The following is an 18,592-nucleotide window of genomic DNA, read 5'->3' as shown; positions in this document are numbered from 1 at the left end:
CAACAAACTACATTGAAATTTAGTCGGATTTAACTGTAGCATATTTTGGGTTCCAGTTAAGATGCGTTTACCCTGGGATAAAGAGACTCCAGAAATTCCAGCCCCGACCCCTACTACGGGCAAAGATGCTGACAATTCAAACGAAATTGTACCAATCTCGATTCCGCCATCAAAAACAGAGGAGAAAGCCAAAGATTCTGCAAGTAACGGTGGCGATTCGACGCAAGTTGAGACAAGCGACAAGGTAGATACAAAACCGACAATTGCACCAACTGCTGACAAGGATACTGCGGCGGATTCGACTGAGAAAACGCCTGTTCCTCCCGTAGCAACTGAGGTGAAAGATAAAGTTACTGAATCACCAGCCACAGCAACTTTGCCAGCAAAATCTGCTGTTGAGACGGAAGTTGCTGCAACGACACCTATTCAGAAGGTAGAGACTAAACCGGAAGTTTTGCCAGCGGAAACTCCGGCGAAAGATGAATCGAAGTCGGCGGTGGTAACTGAGGTGCAAGATAAGGTTACTGAAGTAGCAGTGACGGTAACTTCGCCAGCAAAATCTACGGTTGAGACGGAAGTTGCTGCAACGACACCTATTCAGAAGGTAGAGACTAAACCGGAAGTTTTGCCAGCGGGAACCCCGGCGAAAGTAGAGGCAAACCCGGAAGTATTGCCAGCGGAAACTCAGGCGAAAGTAGAGGCAAAACCAGAAGTTTTGCCAGGGGAAACTCTGACAAATGTAGAGACTAATCCCGAAGTTTTGCCAGCGGAAACCAAGGCGAAAGAGGAATCGAAGCCTGCTGTAGTAACTGAGGTAGAGAAAACTGAAAATCCTCAAGTTATTGTAGCCGCCAATCCTGTAGAGTCGGTGAATAAAAGTCAGCCGACGACGGCGGTTGAGAATAAAGAAACTCCAGCGGTTGTGCCGCCACTAGCAGCGGATATTATGCCAGTTGTAGGTACGAATACTGCTGTAGACTTGCGGAACAAGGAGATAGTTACTCAGACTGATACTGGGGGTGTTAATGATGCTGCACCAAAAGAGTTATTGCCAATTTCTCCAACAGTTGCAAAATCAACTGAGGATAATTCGACTGCGGCGGTGACTGAACCGATTAAGCAGGAAGTTGCACAAAATAAGAATGATGTCAATGCTGATTGGATTGCGCGATTGGAAAGCATTAAACAACGTTTGAGTAATTTGGGTAGTGCTGATGTTGTTGAGGAGAATGCGATCGATCGCACTTCGATCGCTCGTTTGGAAGCCATGACTGAGAAGTTGAGGGAGCAAACTCGATCGACTCCAGTGTCGGATAATACAGCGGCGTTGATTTCGCGGCTGGAAGATATGGTTGTGAAAGTTGCACCTAAACCAGTCGAACCTGTTCAACCAGTACCATTCGAGTTTCCTCCAGCCGATCGACCTTTGGTAGGTTTTATCACTGATACTGGCTTGACTGTCAATAATCCGGCTGAGGAAAAGAGTCCGATCGTCGCAGCGGAAAAACCAGCAAATAGCACAAATAATCCATCTCCATCAGCAAGTGTCGATAATAGCTCTAAAAATCCAATAGTAGCAGCGCTTCCGACAAATCTAAGCAACGGTACAAGCGTTAATGGAGTTAATAATAACCCGTCGCAGCCCGTCGATCGCGCTCAAGAAAATTCGAGTCAGTGGGTACAATCTCTGATTAAATTTGTGGATGATGCTAAGGTATCGAAGCAACCCCATGCCGTTGTTAATATCAACATCAACCTCACCGAAACTCAGCCAGATGGAACTGTTATTCCCCGCAGCAAACTGACAGCAGAAGAACGAGGCGCGATCGCCTACGCGCATCAAAATAATGTAATTATCGTCGTTCCGGCTGGAGATAATCCAGGCACAATGTCTGCTCTCGGTTTATTATCTAAGGAAGTTGACAACGTAATTACTGTAGGTGCGGGTCAACGATTTAACGATTCTGTTGCACTCTCCAATGCCTTTAAATTGGCAGATTATTCGGGTAGCGGCAATAGTCTCGATATTCTCGCTAACGGTAGCAGCGACAATACATCGAGTACCAAGGTTGCTGCTGTTGAAGTTACAAATGCGATCGCCCAAGTTTTAGCAGCAAATCCCAAGCTGAATTACACTCAGGCAATAGACATTATCAAGCGTACTGCTACTGACCTCGATCGACCGAATTGGGACGCACAAACTGGATCTGGTTTGCTGAATGTGGCGGCTGCGGTGCAGTTGGCAAAAGTCACTATTCCGGAACTTTACACCGTTAAACCGGGACAGCGCACGATTACTGATGTCTTCATTTCTCAACATCCGAGTGCCAAGCAATTACCCGGCGATCCGACTCCTCCTGCGGTAAAAGTCCCTGGAATTCCTCAAACAAATGTCGATCGAGGCAGCAACAATCTTGCTAATGCCACGCAACTGATTCCGTCTGCTACCGAAGATGTCATCGATCAGGTTAGCAGCATCGATCCGTCGGATATTTATCGGGTTGACAGTCGCTACTTAAATGGTGCTAAGTTTTCCGTACTTTCAGGCGACTTATCTGTCAGCTACTTGACAACTTCCGGGCAATTATTGGGAACTCAATCCTTCAGCAAAGGCAGTCATAAATTGCAGTTGCCAGCTAATGCACCAGCAGAGGTAATAGTCAAGATTGACCAACGCAATGCCAATCCTGCAACTTACGTTCTCTCTGGATTTGAGAGTACCGCCACTGAGCCGTTTAATATTGACTTGGAATATGAAACGCCGCTGAGTGCTTCGCAACAGGCTATTATGCAAGCCGCTGCAAAAAGCGTGGCTGGATTAATTGGCAAAGGGTTGCCGAGTGCAGTGGTTGACGGCAAGATTATTGACGATATCAATATCAAGATTTCTACTGCAAATATTGACGGTGCGAGTGGCACCCAAGCGCGAACTAAAATTGATTTCATGCGCTACGGAAGTATGTTGCCCGCTCAATCTTTAGTGCAGTTTGATGCTGCGGATATTGCCGAGTTGGAGCGTTCTGGGAAGTTGTTCAGCGTTGTGCAGCACGAGTTTTTACACGCTTTGGGCTTTGGCAATCTTTGGGAAGCTAAGGGTTTGGTGGATTATGCGGGTACGCCGCTGGCTCAGTATAACGGTGCAAAGGCGGTTGATGCGTTCAAAGATTTGGGCGGTTTGACTGATGCGATTTCTCTGGAAACTGAGGGTAAAGGTTCGGCTGGTTTCCATTGGAATGAGGCGCTGTTCCAAGATGAGGTGATGACGGCCGATTTGAACTTCAGCGGCAAGGCTGGGAATGCGTCGATTAGCCCTGTCACCATTGCATCTCTGGCCGATTTGGGTTACGAGGTGAATTTGAAGGGGGCAACTCCTGATTTTGGGTTGTTTGGCGGACAGCGGTTTAATTCTGAAGATTTAACGGCCGAACAAATTGAGGCTTTCCGGCAATTGGCAGAGCTTTTTGATGGTGGGAATGAGACTTCTGAACCTGCTATTTTGCAAGAGGTTGACCCAAGTAAAGTTGCGCCGGAGATTTGGGCGCACGCGGAACGCGCACCAAACGGTCAATATTACGATTGGCAGCGTTATAAACTTAAGTGGGGCGATACTCTCAGCGGTATTGCCGCAGCGACAATGGGCAGTGGCTCTGCTACGAATTACTGGTGGATTGCTAACCACAATGGCATTCCGAATCCAGACAAAATTTATGAGTATGACACAATTGACATTCCCGTCCACCGTCCTAATTACGAACAAGAGCAAGAAGCCGAACGGCAGCGACGCGAACAAGAATTGCGGGAGCGGCAGGAACGAGAAGCACGGGAGCGCCAGCAACAAGAAGACCGACTCAGGAATGACCAAGCCGAACAAGAACGGCAGCGGCAAGATGAGGAACGCCGCCGGCGAGAAGCAGAGGCAAATCAACGGGCGCTAGAGGAGCAGGCTCGAAGACTAGCAGCCGAACAAGAACGCCGTCGTCGCGAACGGGAAGAATACGAGCGCGAACAGGCACACTTGGCGGAACTGCGGCGGCAAGCCGAAATTGCGCGGCAACAAGGTAAGGGAGGATTGGATTGGTATCTTGCCAAGCCTATGCCTGAATTTGGGCCTGTCGATCCGTTTGAGACATCTCTCACGGGTGAAACTGTCGGCAATTTAGTGCCGGATGATTACTATCGGTTTACTCTGTCTCGCGGCGGTCGAATTACGGCTGAATTGAGAAAGCTTTTGGCTGATGCAGATTTGGTTCTCTACGATGTGCGGAATGAACCTATTGCCTATTCGATGCGGGAGGGAATTACCGATGAGCAAATTATTGCTGACTTGATTCCCGGTACTTATATGCTGCGGGTCAACAGTCCTAAAGGTGTGACGACTGACTACGAGTTGATTGTTAAGTTCCAGCACAAGCTTTCTGCTACTCAAACTCAACCTTTACCTCCGGGTTGGCGGCCTAGTGGTGGCGGTAATAGTGGCGGTAGCGGCGGCGGTACTCGCCCTGGTGTAACGTTCGCAGATCCGCGAATTAAGCAGATATATAACACTGCTCTGAATCAATTTGAGAGTGCTGAACGAGGAAAAGCCAATGCTCGAATTCGGGATTTAGAAGCTGAGAAACGGCAGTATCAGCAGGAGCTAAACGATCTGCTTGCTCGGATGAATGCGGAGCAACGCAACAAGGTTTATACTGCCCTAGATGGGGTACGAAATGATGCCTTCCGCTGGCTGGATTCACTGGGCGAACCTAACGGTTTTGATAACTTTGTCAATGGAATTTTCGATAAAATTCCCTCTCAGGTATACAACGCACCGTTCATTGGAGATGCTCTGCGTGTTGCCAAGGACAATGCAAAGGGAACATTTAATGGTGCGGTGAGTTGGATCAAAGGCAAAGTTAATTCTGCTCGGACTGAAATTAAGAATGCCGTTTCTTGGTTTGTTGAAGCTCTGAAAAATGCCTACAGAACAGGGGGCGAAATCAATAGTGCAATTGAAGGGTTAGCCCAGGAATTTAAAGACAGAATTGATGCTCAGGTCAGAAATATCAATAATGGGATTGATGGGTTCAAGACTGAAGCGATTAAAAACCTTGGCGGTCTTCGTAATGTTGGTGCTTTTGGTTGGAATTTCTACGACAATCTAGTTGTTCCCCAAGCCGATAACCTTGCGAATTTGGTTAAGGGTGGCGTGGGTGCGATCGCCAATTCCCTTAAGGGAACAGTTGATTACGTCAAGCCTCGCGCTCAGAAAACTGTGGCTGATATCTTGTCTGCTCTTTTGGGAGATCAAACAGGTAATCTTTATAACAAGATTCACAAAGTTGATGAACAGATTGCAGCAACCAAAATAGTTGTTCAGGAGAAGATTGCTCAAAAAGCAGTGGAGTTAAAAGCAGACCTCGATGGAATGCTAAATAAACTGGCGGCTGATGGGAAGAAAATTCTCGATACCATCCTTAATTTAATCAATTCGCCAGGAGGTCAGATTGGGATTGAAATTATCAAAGTTGCTCTCGGATTTGTACCTATTGTAGGCCAAGTCATTGATGTCATAGATACATCTGTTGCTCTATGGAAATTTGGGGTTGAGGGGAAACGGGACATTGAAACTATCATCGAACTTTTAGGAGCCTTAGCTGGTTGGTTCCCTGGCATAGGTGATGCTGTTAAGAGCATCGTTAAATTAGTTCGTAAGTCTCCTTTAGGGCCACTACTCAGCAAATTGGGTCCAAATGTTTCTAAGCAAGCTGCCAAAGTTTTCCGCGAAACTAACTGGAAGGAAATTATTCAGCAAATCGTTAAGGCTGTTGACAATATAATTCAGGATTTCTGGAGTGCTGCCCAAAAATCAGCTAGTTGGATTTGGGATCTATTCAAACCAGTACGAGATAAAGTTGATGGTTTGATTAAGAGCTTTGTCAGCAAGGCTGATGAGGCAGGTGATGCGGCTAACAAAGCAAGCCGGGAAATTGCTGAGGAAGTTGATGATGAAATCCTCAAACTGCCGGGTCCCGATCCGAATACCCCTAAACTGCCTGGTACAGTAATGCTGACTAAGTATAAATTTCCTAATTCAGCAGAAAATCATGTTTTAAGAGGAGATTTTGTGTATCTTAATGGTGGAGGAAATAGCCAAACTAAACTAAGAGGTGGACTGCATACACAGACAGCACTGGAAGACTTTATCAACAATAACGGTTATACTATTGTGTCTGATTTTACCGATCCGGTAACTGGAGTCAGAAAGGTTGAATTACCCACGACCGCTCTCGCACCTTATCCCAATGGAAACTTGCCACAAGCACGAAAAAGCCTTTTTCCCAAAAACTGGAATGATGAAAAAATAAAGGCTGTCGTTGGTCATATTGCTGAAACTGAACAGCCTTATACAAATGCAATGGGACGCCAACAAATCCAAGGCACCTATGATGGTGTAACAATTTTGATCGGGCTGCGAAACGGGGAAATTGTCACAGCCTATCCTTTGTGAAGCAAGAAAAAACGGAGTATAGCTACTAACTTCTAGCGGGACACTTGGCTTATAGTTCATAGGTTTAACTAGCCATTAGCAACCCTAACAGCCTGTCCCGCTATCAGCAAGTAGCCAGGGTTAATCAATAAGTGAATCTCAGGATGAAACAGAAATGGAAAAGAAACAACTTCTTGATTTGTTTGAATGTGTTAGCAATGCAGATGATTCAGAAGCAGGTGACGATCTTGAAAACGCTGTTCGTCAAGCAGGAGTTATCGGTGTAACCGTCATCTTCGACAACTTGAAATTAGGTCGATATCTTAAAGATAGTATATGGCTGTGTCAGCGATTGGGGCTTCAGGAATCTATCCCGCTTGTTAGACAGCACTTAATCTCAAATGACCAAATGGTAAAAATTGCGGCAGCTATTGCTCTGACAAAATTAGATGACCGAACAGGATTATTGGCATTAAAGCAAATGGTTGAATCAGGTGAAGTACCTTCTTATTGGCTAGAAGTTTATGGAATATCTCAACAATCTCTCTCTAACACAGATGGCTAAAATTTGGTTAAGCTATCCAGAAATAGCTTCAGAAATAGCAGCTCCATTGACTTACATTCGCTGTCCTCTTGCAGCCATTGTCAAAAAATTGCTGCAACAATCTGGCGTGTCTGCAACTACAGGAAGTCAACAAAATCAAGAATCATCTTTTGATATTAGGAAATGCTTAGAGTCTATCCAGAAGAGCGATCGCACTTATAAAGCCTCTCTCTCTCGCCAACTAGCAGCCGACTTACCCCCCGACATCGAACAAACCACCCTCAAAGACGAACCCAAAGACTGGTTTATCAAAACCGCCGACTTTGGCGACGACTGCGATCGCGTCCTCCAACACCGCGACGGCGAATACACCCAACTCCTAGAAGACATCACCCGCTACCATCAAATATTCCAACAAGGCTATGACAAAATCATCCTCATCCGTCCCCCTACCTACACCGGCTACGACATCCAACTCACCGCCGCGATGCAATGCTTGGGCTACACCAAAGAGCAATTTCAATTCATCATCGTTCAACCGATCGAACTTTACGCCTTCCACACACCCACCCAGCAAATCCATCCCATCCCCGACATCGCTACTGAGGAACTAATCCAAGCAATAGGAATCGATGCTTTGCGATGGCACAGCCTCCGCGTCCCCCTCACAAATGTTGCTCCCATTAACATCAGTACCGCGGGACAAAACACCCCAGAGGATAGTTTCTATCGCGTTCGATCGGCCTATTACCGCTGCTGTACCCTGCTGCAACAAGCAGGAGAACAAGGCATTATCCAGCTAGAAACCACCACCCATAGGGGCGATCGCGGAGGAATTGCCCCTACAAAAATCACACCCGCACCGATGCCATTAGCTGAGTACACCTGGGATAATTCCTATGCGGAAAAACTCGCCACTCTGCTGCAATCTGTTCCCGAAATCCTGCAACAAAGTGCCGCAGAAATAGCGCCCCACTTGCTCGTCCGCCACCTGGAAGCGATCGGCGATACTTGCCATCAGTGGATTAACAGTCTTAGCCTGACACCACAAGCTTGTGTTCTGCTGCTGGCAACCCAACACACTCTCTTTGACTTGCTGGAGAATGTTTTATCGATTCAAACTCCAGAGTTTTTAGCAAAGGCAAGTTAAAGAATGTGATAAATGAGAGTGCGATCGACCTTAACTCCTATTTCTCAACTAAGGGTGATCGCTCTTTTTAATAAGGTAAAGTCGATCGCACTTTTTTTCATGGAAAGGTCGATAGTCCTTTTTTTCATGGAAAAGACAAGAGCCGTCAGCAAATTCAATTAAACTTCAGTAAAATAAGATAGAGCCATCTGAGCCTTCCAATCTAACTCACCATGCAAACTTTAACATTTGACAGCATTTTAGACGCGATCGAAACCTTGTCTGTAGATGAACAAACCACTCTGCTTTCCATTATGCACCGCAGACTGAGCGATCACCGTCGTGCGGAAATTGCCGCTAACATTGCACGAGGAAAACAGGACTATCAATCTGGAAACGTCTTTCGAGGCACAGTTGATGAAGCGATCGCGGATCTAAACCGTTGAAAACTATTACCTTTACTTCATCGTTTAAACGCGCCTACAAAGCCCTCGTCCGCAAACACCCGGAACTCCAGTCCAAGGTTGAAGCTGTCTTGAGACTTTTGGCAGAAAACTCTTTTGATCCATCACTGCAAACACACAAACTCAAAGGTCAATTAGCGGGCTCTTGGGCTTGTACCGTGGAATATGACTGTCGGATTGTATTTGATTTTGTTAAAAATACAGAGTTGGAAGATGAAGAAATTCTTTTGCTCGACATTGGCAGTCATGATGAGGTGTATTGAAAATATTGGTTTATGCGATAGCTCTTTTTTCCGGGAAAGGTCGAGAGCCCTTAACTCCTATTTCTCAACTCGCGGGCGATCGCACTTTTTTTCATGGAAAGGGCGAGATCCCTTAACTCCCATTTATGAACCAAGGTCGATCGCTCTTTGTGAAATAGAAAAGTCGATCGCTCTTGTTGGTATGGAAATGTCGCTCTCAACAGAAAATTAGTGCTGAATAATTTCAACTATCTTCGCAATTGCCTCATTCAACTTCTCAGTTTTCAGCTTACCAGCTTTATACAGTATAATTTCTCGATCGGCGGTAAACAACCTATTAGGTCTAATGTTGCTAGCTCGATCGAGTCCGCCCTCGCTAAAATCACTATTTTGAAGGGGAATAGCATAGCGATCGGCGATATTCTGGCTAGTAATTTGACAAAGAATTATATCGTCTCCTGCCAAAGTGGCTATTACTAAAGCAGGTCGGCGCTTGGCTTGTGTTAAATCTGAAAATGGGAAAGGAACAACTACCACATCACCTTTTACAAATTCTGCCATGCTTCATCCTCCTCTGGATTCAACCAGTCTTTTTGCAAAGCAGATTCACTGAGCATACTGGCTTCTAACTTGTTTTTATCATATTTTATTTTGAGAAATTGCAAAAATTCCCAAAGCTCTTCTACTATGAATTCAGGAATATTTTCTACTTCTTTCAGGAGCAATTCTTTAGCGTTCATGTCATGTACCTATAAAAACATAATAAAGCCTGTCAAAGCTAAGCACGATGCCTACTCCACGATAATTATGGAAGAATTCTATTATAGCGTGGAAAAGTCGATCGCACTTTTTTCATGGAAAGGTCGATCGCTCTTTTGACATGGAAAGGTCGATCGCTCTTTTCAAATAAACTCTACATGGTTCTGCATATCCGACGGTTCCAGTACCTCCCAAATCAAAATCAAACCGCGCACAATTTCACCAATCGAACGAGTGTTTTGGTGACAGTAAACAATAGCGCAATGCTCTAAACCACGTTGATGAATTGCTAAAAAATCGTCATCCTGGGTAAAAATTGCCAGTTCTTGAGAAATCGCAAAAGCTAATTGTTCTTCATCGCTTGCACCTAAAAGTTGCGCTTCCGGTGTCGTGGTGACATCAATACCGCGCCTTCTTAACGCTTCTGCGATCGCCCGTTCGACTTGTTCATCACCCCGGAAATCGGATCTTTTCCAAGATTCTGCCCTCTCAATTTCTGCTGCACCTTGGAAGGAGTCTTGGCTTGCAATTCCCGCACAAAAGCATCGCTATCTCGAATTTGTTGCCGAATTTCCTCAAGATGGTCGTGGTAATAAGTCAAGGCTGCGTATACATCTGCTAATGTAATTGTGGGATACCGATCCACAATTTCATCAGGAGACATTCCCATCTTTTCGTGCCAAATTACAACATCTTGAACCCTAATTCGATGTCCGGCTATACGTGGTTTACCGCCACAAATACCCGGAGTAATTTCAATATGTTCTTGGATTACCGATGGCATAGGCATCTGAGTCATGATTTTTAATCGCACAATGCGGAATTAGTTCTTATTTTAACAAAAATCAAGGCGGTATAGATAGCGATCGCCCTCTCTCATCGTTCTCAACCCAAACAATCTCCGATTTGTAAAGTTTTCTGAAGATTAGGCCGCGTTTCGCATAAAACTAGCGCCTTCCTCCAGATAGATAAGTGACGGTTGGTTTTTGAGTGCGATCGCCCGATCGACCTTTAACACTCGCCAACTGTCAACCTCTAATCCTTCACAAAAATTACCCTGATGTCTGCATCTACCTTTGCCAACAAATTCTATCCGTTCAGCTTGGGTTTAAGTCTCCTAAGTGCGATCGCCCTTTTGTAAGCACAAATTAGCGATCGACCTTTACTGCTTTTTCTCAACCAAGGGCGATCGCCCCTTTACCATTAGTCAAAACGTGCGATCGCTCTTTACTTCTTTTTCTCGATTGAAGAGCGATCGCTACCAATTAATTACCGTCAAACTTGTTACCTTTGCAAACTCTCGATCTGCCGTCACCAAACTTGCTGAATTTTGGATTGCCATTGCTGCAATAACCGCATCTGGTAGTTTCAAGCGATGTTGCTAGCGAATTTCAATGATTTTTTCAATCAAAACAGCATCAATTGCGGCTAAACCAAGAACCTCCACTCGTTGCAGAAACTGCTCAAAAATCTGACGATCGTCTTGAGTCAACCCAGGAAATACCAGAAACTCAATTTTGCTAATAACTGAAACTCCAATCCAATCCGCATCTTTAAGTAATTCAATGAGTTGAATATTCCCTTGAAGCAAAGCAACGATCGCATTCGTATCCAACACATAGCGATTACCACTTATCGCATAGATTCCTCTGCATCGTTACTGCATCTCCCTGCCAAGTTACTCGCCCCACTAAATCCGAGAAATCATAGCTATATTTCTGCTTTTTTTCTGATGAAACCGGATTCAAAACAACTAAAGTTTCCCGTTCTTTTAGCAATCGTAACCCAGCCAGAATCACTTCAGAAGCAGATGAGTACCTACCGTTTTTGACTGTTGACTGAACAAACTGCTCTAGTTCAGGAGTTAATGATATATTCATGATGTTGAGTCACCTATTTGAGTCAACTACTACCCCCATAATAACAAAAATTATCAAATTTTGTTATTTAATATTTTTTGCGATGGGAAGATTTCGCGAGATCCTTGCTTGTAAGCGCAGATTAGCGATCGCCCTTAGTTCCTCTTTCTCAAATAAGAGCGAGATCCCTTTTGGAATTCGTCAACAAGTGCGATCGCTCTTTTTGATATGGAAAAGTCGATATCTCTTTTGTTCTGAGTCAAAAAGGGCGATCGACTTTTATTTAAGCTGCCACGATTGCCGGACTCGGAGGCACTCAGGAATGAGAATTAAATAACTTCCACAAGTTTGTGGGATGGGCGGGACGCCCGTCCAAAAAGGATGGGCGGGACGCCCATCCCACAATAACAATTAAAATTGTAAGTTATTTAATTCGCGATCCTAAATCTTCTTCTTGGCAATACTCAAGGTAGCTGGAGCTCGCTTCTTTAGCATTGGCGATCGCTTCTTCATAAGTTTTCCCATACGTACAGGGCTGCATTGCAATTGTTGCAAACTCTGGCAGTGTTACCAAATACAGTCCATCCTCTTGTGACCATTGAATTAATAAACTATAGCGGTAATTCATTCCTCTGATTCCTCTGCTGAAGAATTGTTTCTAACTCTTTAATTGCTTTTTTTAACAATTTCTCCAAATACAATGGTGTATCCTCAACACAAGAAGAGATTTTAGGATCTGCTGTGGCGCTAGTGTGGGTGGCGGTGTGGCATTTCTGGGGGTGGCCGGGGGAAGTAGAAATTGCTAGAGGTAAGCCGCAGGCTAAGAAAAAGCGATCGCCCAATTCTAATTCAGCGCCTCCCAATCCCGTAGAACAAGAGCTAAATCAGCTCAAAGCCACAACTGGAATGAATCGGATGAAGCCAGTGAGACGATCGACCCAGCCAACTCCTGAAGTTGCTCAATGGTAAGCTGTTCGACATCTAAATTGCATTTTTTGTGCGGGCTTTCTGGCCCAACCCCTACTCCCCACAACAACTTTATCAAGTTTTGACTGTGCAGTTTAAATGCAGGACAGCTTACGTGTTTCGCAGCGGTGAAGCCAAAGGGCCCTATACCAAATTGCAATTATGGGAAGTTCAGGAAATCACAGCCCGAACCAAAGTGCGGCGCGGGGAAGCCGAGTGGCAGCGCGCCGGTGAAATTCCAGAATTAGCGTCGTACCTCACTTAAAAATAAGACAGTTAAATAATTCACTCTCAAAAAACTTCTCGGCGACAGTAACGCAATCAGCACGTAAAGCCTCCAGAAACAGCACAAAACTCAACGGCTTGAGAGGGTGATAACGGCAATAAAATGCTGTCTGAGCAACGATTATCAGGCAGTTCGACATGAAACTATCCAATCTAAATTTGGCGCTCGCCCGTGTCTATTCTCAACAATCTCAGCTCAACCGCAATGGTTGAAATCCGAGCAGGGTTGCCAAGGTGTCCAGGGAATAATTATTGTCACTCCGATGCTTGATGGCGTTGCCATCAACAAGTATTTTCTGGCTGACTGTTGAGAATGGATTGGGGGGTATGAATGACTAGCACAACCAGCGATACAGAGATTATTTTTACCTCTGTTTCCGTTCAAATCCCGATCGATTGCTTGAATAGTAACTGCGAATTCACAACAGCAATCAGGCAATAAAGTGAAGCCACGCCGCTACTTCCTCAAAAGGAACTGCCAGATCGGGAATGGCAAGGAGATTAAATTGATAGACCACTAATTTGGGATTTACGGCCTAGCTTTTTTTGGTATTAATCTATTATGTTAAAGTCTTTTTTCTTCCTTTATTGTAGAGAATGGTACTGTTGTCATCGATTTGTTCGATGGTGCGATCGCCTTTGCCTGTTAAATGTTCGGTAGAAAAAGACGATAGGATTCGCTGTCCATCAGAATTCTGAAACCCAGCCACATCAGCACGAAAGGGAAAAACTTGCTCGCATAACGGCTGAGTACCAAAGCAATACCAGGTAGATGCGTCAGAGTATAGGACATAAACAGCCAGCAGCAAACAATCAAATAGCAAATGGGTATAATTACGGACAGATTTTGGATTGAGCTAGTGGCAAACAAAGGGATATAGATCCCAAGATTGTTGCCGCCGTTAGCAATCGTGACCGAGGAGACGCGATAGGTCTGCGGATCGCGGATTACGTCCCAGAGCGATCGCTTTCTTGAATCAAATCCTCGAAATTTAGAGTTTCTTTTCAGATTATCTGACTTATCTTCGGCTGAATCATCCTTATTCAGGTTGAGCAAGTTATTCAAGCCAATCAGTATCGGCAGAATTCCCAGTAGCCCCGTCCAAGTTGAGGGAATTGCTAGCCCCAGCAAGAAACCAACCAAACTTACGATCACCAATACCGTGAACCCCAGAAGCTCACCCACCACAATATGTTGAGGACGAAAAGTACGATTAACCTCACTGAAGAAGGCCGTCAGATAAATGTTGTCGTCAAACGTTGTTGCGACAGCAGCAGCCAGTCCGATCTTAATTGTTGCAATTAACCAATCCATTACCATCTCTCACTCAACACCTATACGATGCCGAAACTACCGATTTCTCAACCGCTGTGAAAAATCACCATAATCTCGATATGATAATGTGAGTATCGCATATTGGGTGTAACAAGCGAGCAAATTTGGTAGTTTTTACACATCAAGCGGTGCTTTGACTCGATCGCCCATCTTCAATTCATCTAGCGTCCATCACCTGTGTTTATCAAAGGAGTCATTATGATTAGCCGTTGGATTGACCTTCTGCCCAGAGGCAGAGGTCAAAATATCTTACGGTCGCTCAGTTCGGCCGCTCGCAGATCGGCCCCCTATCGGTTTGCAGGTCTGTTTTGTATCGGCCTGGTCTCGGTTTCGGTCTTGAGTCTGGCTTTTGGCAGTCATGCTGTTGCCGCTACTGCCTCTGGCAATGTACTCTCCCCTCTAGTCAGTCAGGTAAATCAGGTCAAATTGCCTAAAGAATCAACAATCCGGTTACTGGAAACGGTGGGACTGTTTGTGGGGGGCATACTTTTCTGTGTAGTTTTGGATCGCTGGTTTTCTAAGCGTTCTGCTCAATCGGGCAACACGCCCTTAGCTGAGCAAGCGCGGCGGCTCAAGCAACTCAAAATCGGTTATCCAGAGGGTATGACAAATCTGGAAGTCCTGCGTGATCAAGGTTTGCTCGAAAGCCGTTTGCGACCATTTGGGATGATTGTCACTTGGACGAGCTTCTTATCAGCTTCTTCTCTGATAGAAGCATTAAGCAACGGGACGATCGATTTCTGCGGCGGCGGCGGTACGGCCAGCATCTTCTCGCAAGCAGCAGATCATGTGTTTGTGCGGGTGGCTAAAGAAAAATATACTGCTCCCAAAGGTCAAGCGATTCTAGTGCCAGAAGATTCGCCAATTCAGACGGTTGCCGACCTGAAGGGTAAAAAAATAGCTTTTGACAAAGGCTCAAGCGCTCATTATGTGCTGGTGCGAGCGCTGGCAAAAGTGGGATTAGAGTTTAGTGACATTGAGCCAATTTATCTGACCCAGCCACAGGCGCTGCCTCTATTCCGTGCGGGTGAGGTCGATGCTTGGGTGATTTGGGTTCCCTACACGACAACACAAGTCCGAAGCGCTTACCCAGGGCGATCGATTGCAGACTTAGAGAGCATCTTTGGTGACAAAGCTTCTTTAGAAGTTCCGACCTATTACTACGCGATTCCAGAGTTGGTACGCGACTATCCCGACTTGCTCAAGGTGATTTTAGAAGAGGTAAATGAAGCGGGAGCTTGGGCTAAGAAACAGGAATTAGAAGCTGCTGTGCGATTGGCAGAACACCATCAAATAGATCCATCGATTGTAGAAATTTTACAGCAACGTAGTGCCGAACGCGCTATTATCCCGATCGACGACCAATCGCTCAGTGCCCTACAGCACCAGGCAAATATATTTAGAGATTTAGATCTGATTCCTGAGCGGGTGAATGTGAAAGATGGAACCTATAGCTTGCAGACCAAGCAAAATTGGACTTATTAATCTGACAATTATACTCGATTGTAATTTTTGTCTGATTTGACCTATGTTTTTTTAGCACAACTCGGTCAAATATTAGCTCTGTCTGGGTTTCCGGCGGGGTTGTCACCCCGCCACCGACAAACATACATCTTGATTAGCTGCATTGCCCGCATTTTGCCTAAAAAAAAGCCCTCAACTTTGTGAGGGCTTTGCGATGCCAGGAACGAGACTTGAACTCGTGACACGTGGATTTTCAGTCCACTGCTCTACCAACTGAGCTATCCCGGCTTGTTTTTTCGCGCTTTACTATCTTAGCAGACACATACAGAATTTAGCAAGCACTTTTCTCAATTAATTTTTCATCGCCCGGAACCGCCCGCCTGTAAGCTAAAAGCTGCAACCTAAAATCCAAAAATCGCAATGGCACAGCAACATCCCGACAGCGAGGGCAAGAGTCTGCTTGTCTTGGGCATAATTTGGCTGCTGGGGGCAATTAGCGATCGCCTCTGGTTTGCCCTCGATCGATCTGTCCCGGCGTGGGATCAAGCAGACTACCTGACTAGCACCCTGAAATACTTGCAGGCGTTGCAGCATCCTCAGTGGTTTTCCGGGGAGTGGTGGACAAACTTCTGGCTGCTTTCGACGAAAATTCCGCCCCTGGCCTACATCTTAACGGTTCCATTTCTTCAGGTTTTCGGTACAGGGGGCGATCGGGCAACCCTGGTTCATCTATTATTTAGTGCAATTCTCCTCGCCTCAGTCTACAGTCTGGGCGTCCAACTGTTTAATCGGCAAGTCGGTTTGTGGGCCGCTGCAATTTGCGTTTTGTTACCCGGACTTTATCGGTTCCGCTTGCAATTTTTACTCGATTTTCCCCTAACTGCTGCTATTACTTTTTGTTTCTATTGTTTGACAATGTGGAGGAAACAAGAAAATGCGGCAGCGGATTTTGTAGTGTATATAACGGAGAGAAAAAATCAGGAAAATCGTAAAGCATTTTACCTAAATCGATTATCTTTCTTTTGGGCGATCGCCTTTGGAATTTCTCTCGGCTTATCAATATTAGTTAAACACACTACTGTATTATTTCTGTTTACCCCGATTGTGTGGTTGGCTGTGGGTGCTGTACGGCAAAAAGCTTGGGGGAGATTAGGTCAATTAACTGGTGCTTTGTTGCTGTCGGCGGCGGTGTTTGGGCCGTGGGCAAAAACCAATTGGCTGTTAATTTTGACCGGGGGAAAACGGGCAACGCTGGATTCTGCGATCGCCGAAGGAGATCCGGCCCTCAATACGATCGACGCTTGGATTTACTACGGTCAACACTTACCAGAGCACATTTCTTGGCCCCTGTTAGTTATTCCCTTAGTAGGATTGATACTTTATTGGCGTCGCCGGCAAAATAGTTCGTCAATGTTGCATCTCAACTCCTGTCGCTGGCTGGCAGTTTTCTGGGGAGGAGCTTATTTAATTAATTCTTTAAATATCAACAAAGATGACCGATATGGTATACCTTATTTGCCAGTTTTATCTATTTTCTTAGCCTACTGTTTAACGCTGTGGCCTTCTCGGTGGGGACGACAAATTCGCTGGGGTACAATTGGCTTGACAATTCTGGCGATGCTGTTCCATATGTGGCCGCTGGGAGGGGCTTTTGGACATAGCTTAGTTCAAATTATCAGTCCCGGCAATTCTCACTATCCTTACTTGGGGAAAGAGTGGCCGCACCGTGAAGTAGTTGCAGAAATTATCGATAGGGAACCTTATTTGCAATCTACTTTAGGCGTGTTGCCTTCGACGCCGGAAATTAACCAGCATAATTTTAATTATTACGGTGCTTTGGCTAATTTTCAGGTTTACGGGCGGCAGGTGGGAACGAATTTACAAGAAGTGCCGCAAGATGTACGATCGCTCTCTTGGTTCGTAACTAAAAGTGGCCCGCAAGGTTCGATTCGCGAAGGAATTAAAAAAGCTCAAAATGCTGCGGTGGCTGCGATTGAAAAAGGTGATAAATTTGAGTTAGATAAAACTTGGATTTTGCCAGATTATACTAATTTAAATCTTTATCGCAAGCGAGTGCAGCCTGTCGAAATACAGCCGTTGAATGAAGCGCGATCGCAAGTACAATTAGATCGAGTTACTGTCGCTGCAAAAGCAGTTCCCGGAGTCGCGCTACCGGTTACTTATACTTGGTCTGGGCCTTGGCAGCAGTTGCAGTCTGGTTTAGTGTTGGTAACGTGGGAAAATCAGCAGTCTGGCGATATTCCACCGGGACAGACTTTCAGGATTTTACACGATCGCGCGATCGGCCAAGCAACTTTGCATCCGGGGAAGCTGGAAGCGGATAAATTTGCTGTGGGGTTTCGAGTTGTCGATCGCACGGCGATGCTTCCTCCTGCTAATATTGCACCGGGAACTTACAATCTGCAAGCTACTTATCTAAATCGGAAAACCGGGGAAACTTATCCGATTAATGTGCCGGCAGTTAGTGTTAAGATCGAGGCAGAGCCTCTGAAAATGCGTTCTCAGGCAGAGCCCGGAAACGAGGATAATACAGATAAGCCTGAGTTAGATTTGGTGACTCAATTGCGGGCGATGGCGGTTAATTTACCCAAAGGATTGCCCGGTTTAGAACCCGTGTTCGAGCAGATTGGGCGCATCAATCAGTACGACCCAATTCAAGATTATACCGTGCAAGCGGAACAAACGTTAGAATATCGGTTGCAGCGGGAACCAAATAATCTAGAATTGGCTTATGCTTTGGCATTTTCTCGCGTATTGCAGCAGAATGTCGAAAGTGCGATCGCAGCCTTAGAAAAAGTCACTCAACTCGACTCAAAAAACCCTTACGCTTACGCCTATCTCGCTTTCGTACACCTGTACGGCTGGCATCCCAAAGCCGCTCAAACAGCCTTAAAACCTGCTCTCGCTCTCAACTCCAACCTACCGGAAATTAGAGTTTTAAACGGTATAGCGGAACTGATGCAAGGTAATTTCATTCAAGCATGGCAAGATTTGCAATTCTTAAAAAAGTTGAAAGTTTAAAAATCCCTTTTATTGTGGCACGGGCGTCCCGCC

19 protein-coding genes and 1 tRNA gene are annotated in these 18,592 nt (G+C 45.4%); 10 read left to right on the top strand and 10 right to left on the bottom strand.

The window, feature by feature from the left end; all coding sequences use genetic code 11:
• Window positions 1-61 precede the first annotated feature (61 nt).
• The 5 genes from QUA50_RS11770 (at window position 62) to QUA50_RS11750 (ending at window position 8,869) form a co-directional block, all read left to right on the top strand.
• The gene (locus QUA50_RS11770) at window positions 62-6,490 is read left to right on the top strand and encodes an EndoU domain-containing protein (RefSeq protein ID WP_333264088.1); all 6,429 of its coding nucleotides are present in this window, start codon (window positions 62-64) and stop codon (window positions 6,488-6,490) included.
• 154 nt (window positions 6,491-6,644) lie between these two features.
• Window positions 6,645-7,034: a HEAT repeat domain-containing protein gene (locus QUA50_RS11765; protein WP_333264090.1), complete on the top strand. Its 390-nt coding sequence runs from the start codon at window positions 6,645-6,647 to the stop codon at window positions 7,032-7,034.
• Complete coding sequence (locus QUA50_RS11760; protein ID WP_333264092.1) at window positions 7,027-8,163, top strand: DALR anticodon-binding domain-containing protein; 1,137 nt, start codon at window positions 7,027-7,029, stop codon at window positions 8,161-8,163. The genes QUA50_RS11765 and QUA50_RS11760 overlap by 8 nt, the downstream gene beginning before the upstream one ends.
• A gap of 212 nt (window positions 8,164-8,375) precedes the next feature.
• Window positions 8,376-8,588 carry a hypothetical protein gene (locus QUA50_RS11755; protein ID WP_333264095.1) on the top strand — a complete coding sequence of 71 codons (213 nt, stop codon included), beginning with the start codon at window positions 8,376-8,378 and terminating at the stop codon, window positions 8,586-8,588.
• Window positions 8,585-8,869 carry a type II toxin-antitoxin system mRNA interferase toxin, RelE/StbE family gene (locus tag QUA50_RS11750; protein ID WP_333264098.1) on the top strand — a complete coding sequence of 95 codons (285 nt, stop codon included), beginning with the start codon at window positions 8,585-8,587 and terminating at the stop codon, window positions 8,867-8,869. The genes QUA50_RS11755 and QUA50_RS11750 overlap by 4 nt, the downstream gene beginning before the upstream one ends.
• A 50-nt stretch (window positions 8,870-8,919) precedes the next feature.
• Here QUA50_RS11750 and QUA50_RS11745 read toward each other — a convergent pair whose 3' ends face one another.
• The 5 genes from QUA50_RS11745 to QUA50_RS11725 form a co-directional block, all read right to left on the bottom strand.
• Window positions 8,920-9,096, bottom strand: coding sequence for a hypothetical protein (locus QUA50_RS11745; protein WP_333264101.1), 177 nt, complete (start codon window positions 9,094-9,096; stop codon window positions 8,920-8,922).
• On the bottom strand, window positions 9,077-9,409 hold the full coding sequence (locus QUA50_RS11740; RefSeq protein ID WP_333264103.1) for a type II toxin-antitoxin system PemK/MazF family toxin: 333 nt from the start codon (window positions 9,407-9,409) through the stop codon (window positions 9,077-9,079). The genes QUA50_RS11745 and QUA50_RS11740 overlap by 20 nt, the downstream gene beginning before the upstream one ends.
• On the bottom strand, window positions 9,394-9,588 hold the full coding sequence (locus tag QUA50_RS11735) for a hypothetical protein (protein ID WP_333264106.1): 195 nt from the start codon (window positions 9,586-9,588) through the stop codon (window positions 9,394-9,396). Before QUA50_RS11735 ends, QUA50_RS11740 begins: the two co-directional genes overlap by 16 nt.
• 162 nt (window positions 9,589-9,750) lie before the next feature.
• Window positions 9,751-10,011, bottom strand: a complete 261-nt coding sequence (locus tag QUA50_RS11730) for a DUF5615 family PIN-like protein (RefSeq protein ID WP_333392276.1) — start codon at window positions 10,009-10,011, stop codon at window positions 9,751-9,753.
• A gap of 11 nt (window positions 10,012-10,022) precedes the next feature.
• Window positions 10,023-10,406 carry a DUF433 domain-containing protein gene (locus QUA50_RS11725; protein ID WP_333264109.1) on the bottom strand — a complete coding sequence of 128 codons (384 nt, stop codon included), beginning with the start codon at window positions 10,404-10,406 and terminating at the stop codon, window positions 10,023-10,025.
• 322 nt (window positions 10,407-10,728) lie between these two features.
• On the opposite strand from QUA50_RS11725, the gene QUA50_RS11720 reads away from it, so the two are divergent.
• Window positions 10,729-10,992, top strand: coding sequence for a hypothetical protein (locus QUA50_RS11720; protein WP_333264111.1), 264 nt, complete (start codon window positions 10,729-10,731; stop codon window positions 10,990-10,992).
• Here the strand turns inward: QUA50_RS11720 and QUA50_RS11715 are convergent.
• The 3 genes from QUA50_RS11715 to QUA50_RS11705 all read right to left on the bottom strand — a co-directional run bounded on the left by QUA50_RS11715 (window position 10,989) and on the right by QUA50_RS11705 (window position 12,094).
• Window positions 10,989-11,225, bottom strand: coding sequence for a twitching motility protein PilT (locus QUA50_RS11715; protein WP_333264114.1), 237 nt, complete (start codon window positions 11,223-11,225; stop codon window positions 10,989-10,991). The genes QUA50_RS11720 and QUA50_RS11715 overlap by 4 nt on opposite strands.
• A 7-nt stretch (window positions 11,226-11,232) precedes the next feature.
• Window positions 11,233-11,487, bottom strand: a complete 255-nt coding sequence (locus tag QUA50_RS11710; RefSeq protein WP_333264119.1) for a type II toxin-antitoxin system ParD family antitoxin — start codon at window positions 11,485-11,487, stop codon at window positions 11,233-11,235.
• Between the two features lie 403 nt (window positions 11,488-11,890).
• On the bottom strand, window positions 11,891-12,094 hold the full coding sequence (locus QUA50_RS11705; protein ID WP_333264122.1) for a type II toxin-antitoxin system HicB family antitoxin: 204 nt from the start codon (window positions 12,092-12,094) through the stop codon (window positions 11,891-11,893).
• 113 nt (window positions 12,095-12,207) lie between these two features.
• On the opposite strand from QUA50_RS11705, the gene QUA50_RS11700 reads away from it, so the two are divergent.
• Both QUA50_RS11700 and QUA50_RS11695 read left to right on the top strand, forming a co-directional pair.
• Window positions 12,208-12,435 (top strand): hypothetical protein, encoded by a 228-nt coding sequence (locus QUA50_RS11700; RefSeq protein ID WP_333264125.1) that lies wholly within the window; start codon window positions 12,208-12,210, stop codon window positions 12,433-12,435.
• A 28-nt stretch (window positions 12,436-12,463) separates the two neighbouring features.
• Entirely contained in the window at window positions 12,464-12,697 is a 234-nt protein-coding gene (locus QUA50_RS11695) for a DUF4339 domain-containing protein (protein ID WP_333264128.1), read from the top strand.
• 666 nt (window positions 12,698-13,363) lie between these two features.
• Here the strand turns inward: QUA50_RS11695 and QUA50_RS11690 are convergent.
• Entirely contained in the window at window positions 13,364-14,032 is a 669-nt protein-coding gene (locus QUA50_RS11690; RefSeq protein ID WP_333264131.1) for a cadmium resistance transporter, read from the bottom strand.
• A gap of 219 nt (window positions 14,033-14,251) precedes the next feature.
• Between QUA50_RS11690 and QUA50_RS11685 the strand changes: the two genes are divergently transcribed.
• Entirely contained in the window at window positions 14,252-15,538 is a 1,287-nt protein-coding gene (locus tag QUA50_RS11685; protein ID WP_333298678.1) for an aliphatic sulfonate ABC transporter substrate-binding protein, read from the top strand.
• 194 nt (window positions 15,539-15,732) lie between these two features.
• On the opposite strand, the gene QUA50_RS11680 is transcribed toward QUA50_RS11685, so the two are convergent.
• Window positions 15,733-15,805: transfer RNA gene (locus tag QUA50_RS11680), tRNA-Phe, on the bottom strand.
• Window positions 15,806-15,937: 132 nt separating this feature from the next.
• Between QUA50_RS11680 and QUA50_RS11675 the strand changes: the two genes are divergently transcribed.
• Window positions 15,938-18,559 (top strand): phospholipid carrier-dependent glycosyltransferase, encoded by a 2,622-nt coding sequence (locus tag QUA50_RS11675; RefSeq protein ID WP_333264136.1) that lies wholly within the window; start codon window positions 15,938-15,940, stop codon window positions 18,557-18,559.
• The last annotated feature ends 33 nt before the right edge of the window (window positions 18,560-18,592 follow it).

It is taken from the genome of Microcoleus sp. M2_D5 (assembly GCF_036701935.1).
In the GTDB taxonomy this organism is placed as follows: domain Bacteria; phylum Cyanobacteriota; class Cyanobacteriia; order Cyanobacteriales; family Microcoleaceae; genus Microcoleus.
Note: the sequence above shows the minus strand (reverse complement) of the source record. Positions and strands in the feature narration are given on the sequence as shown.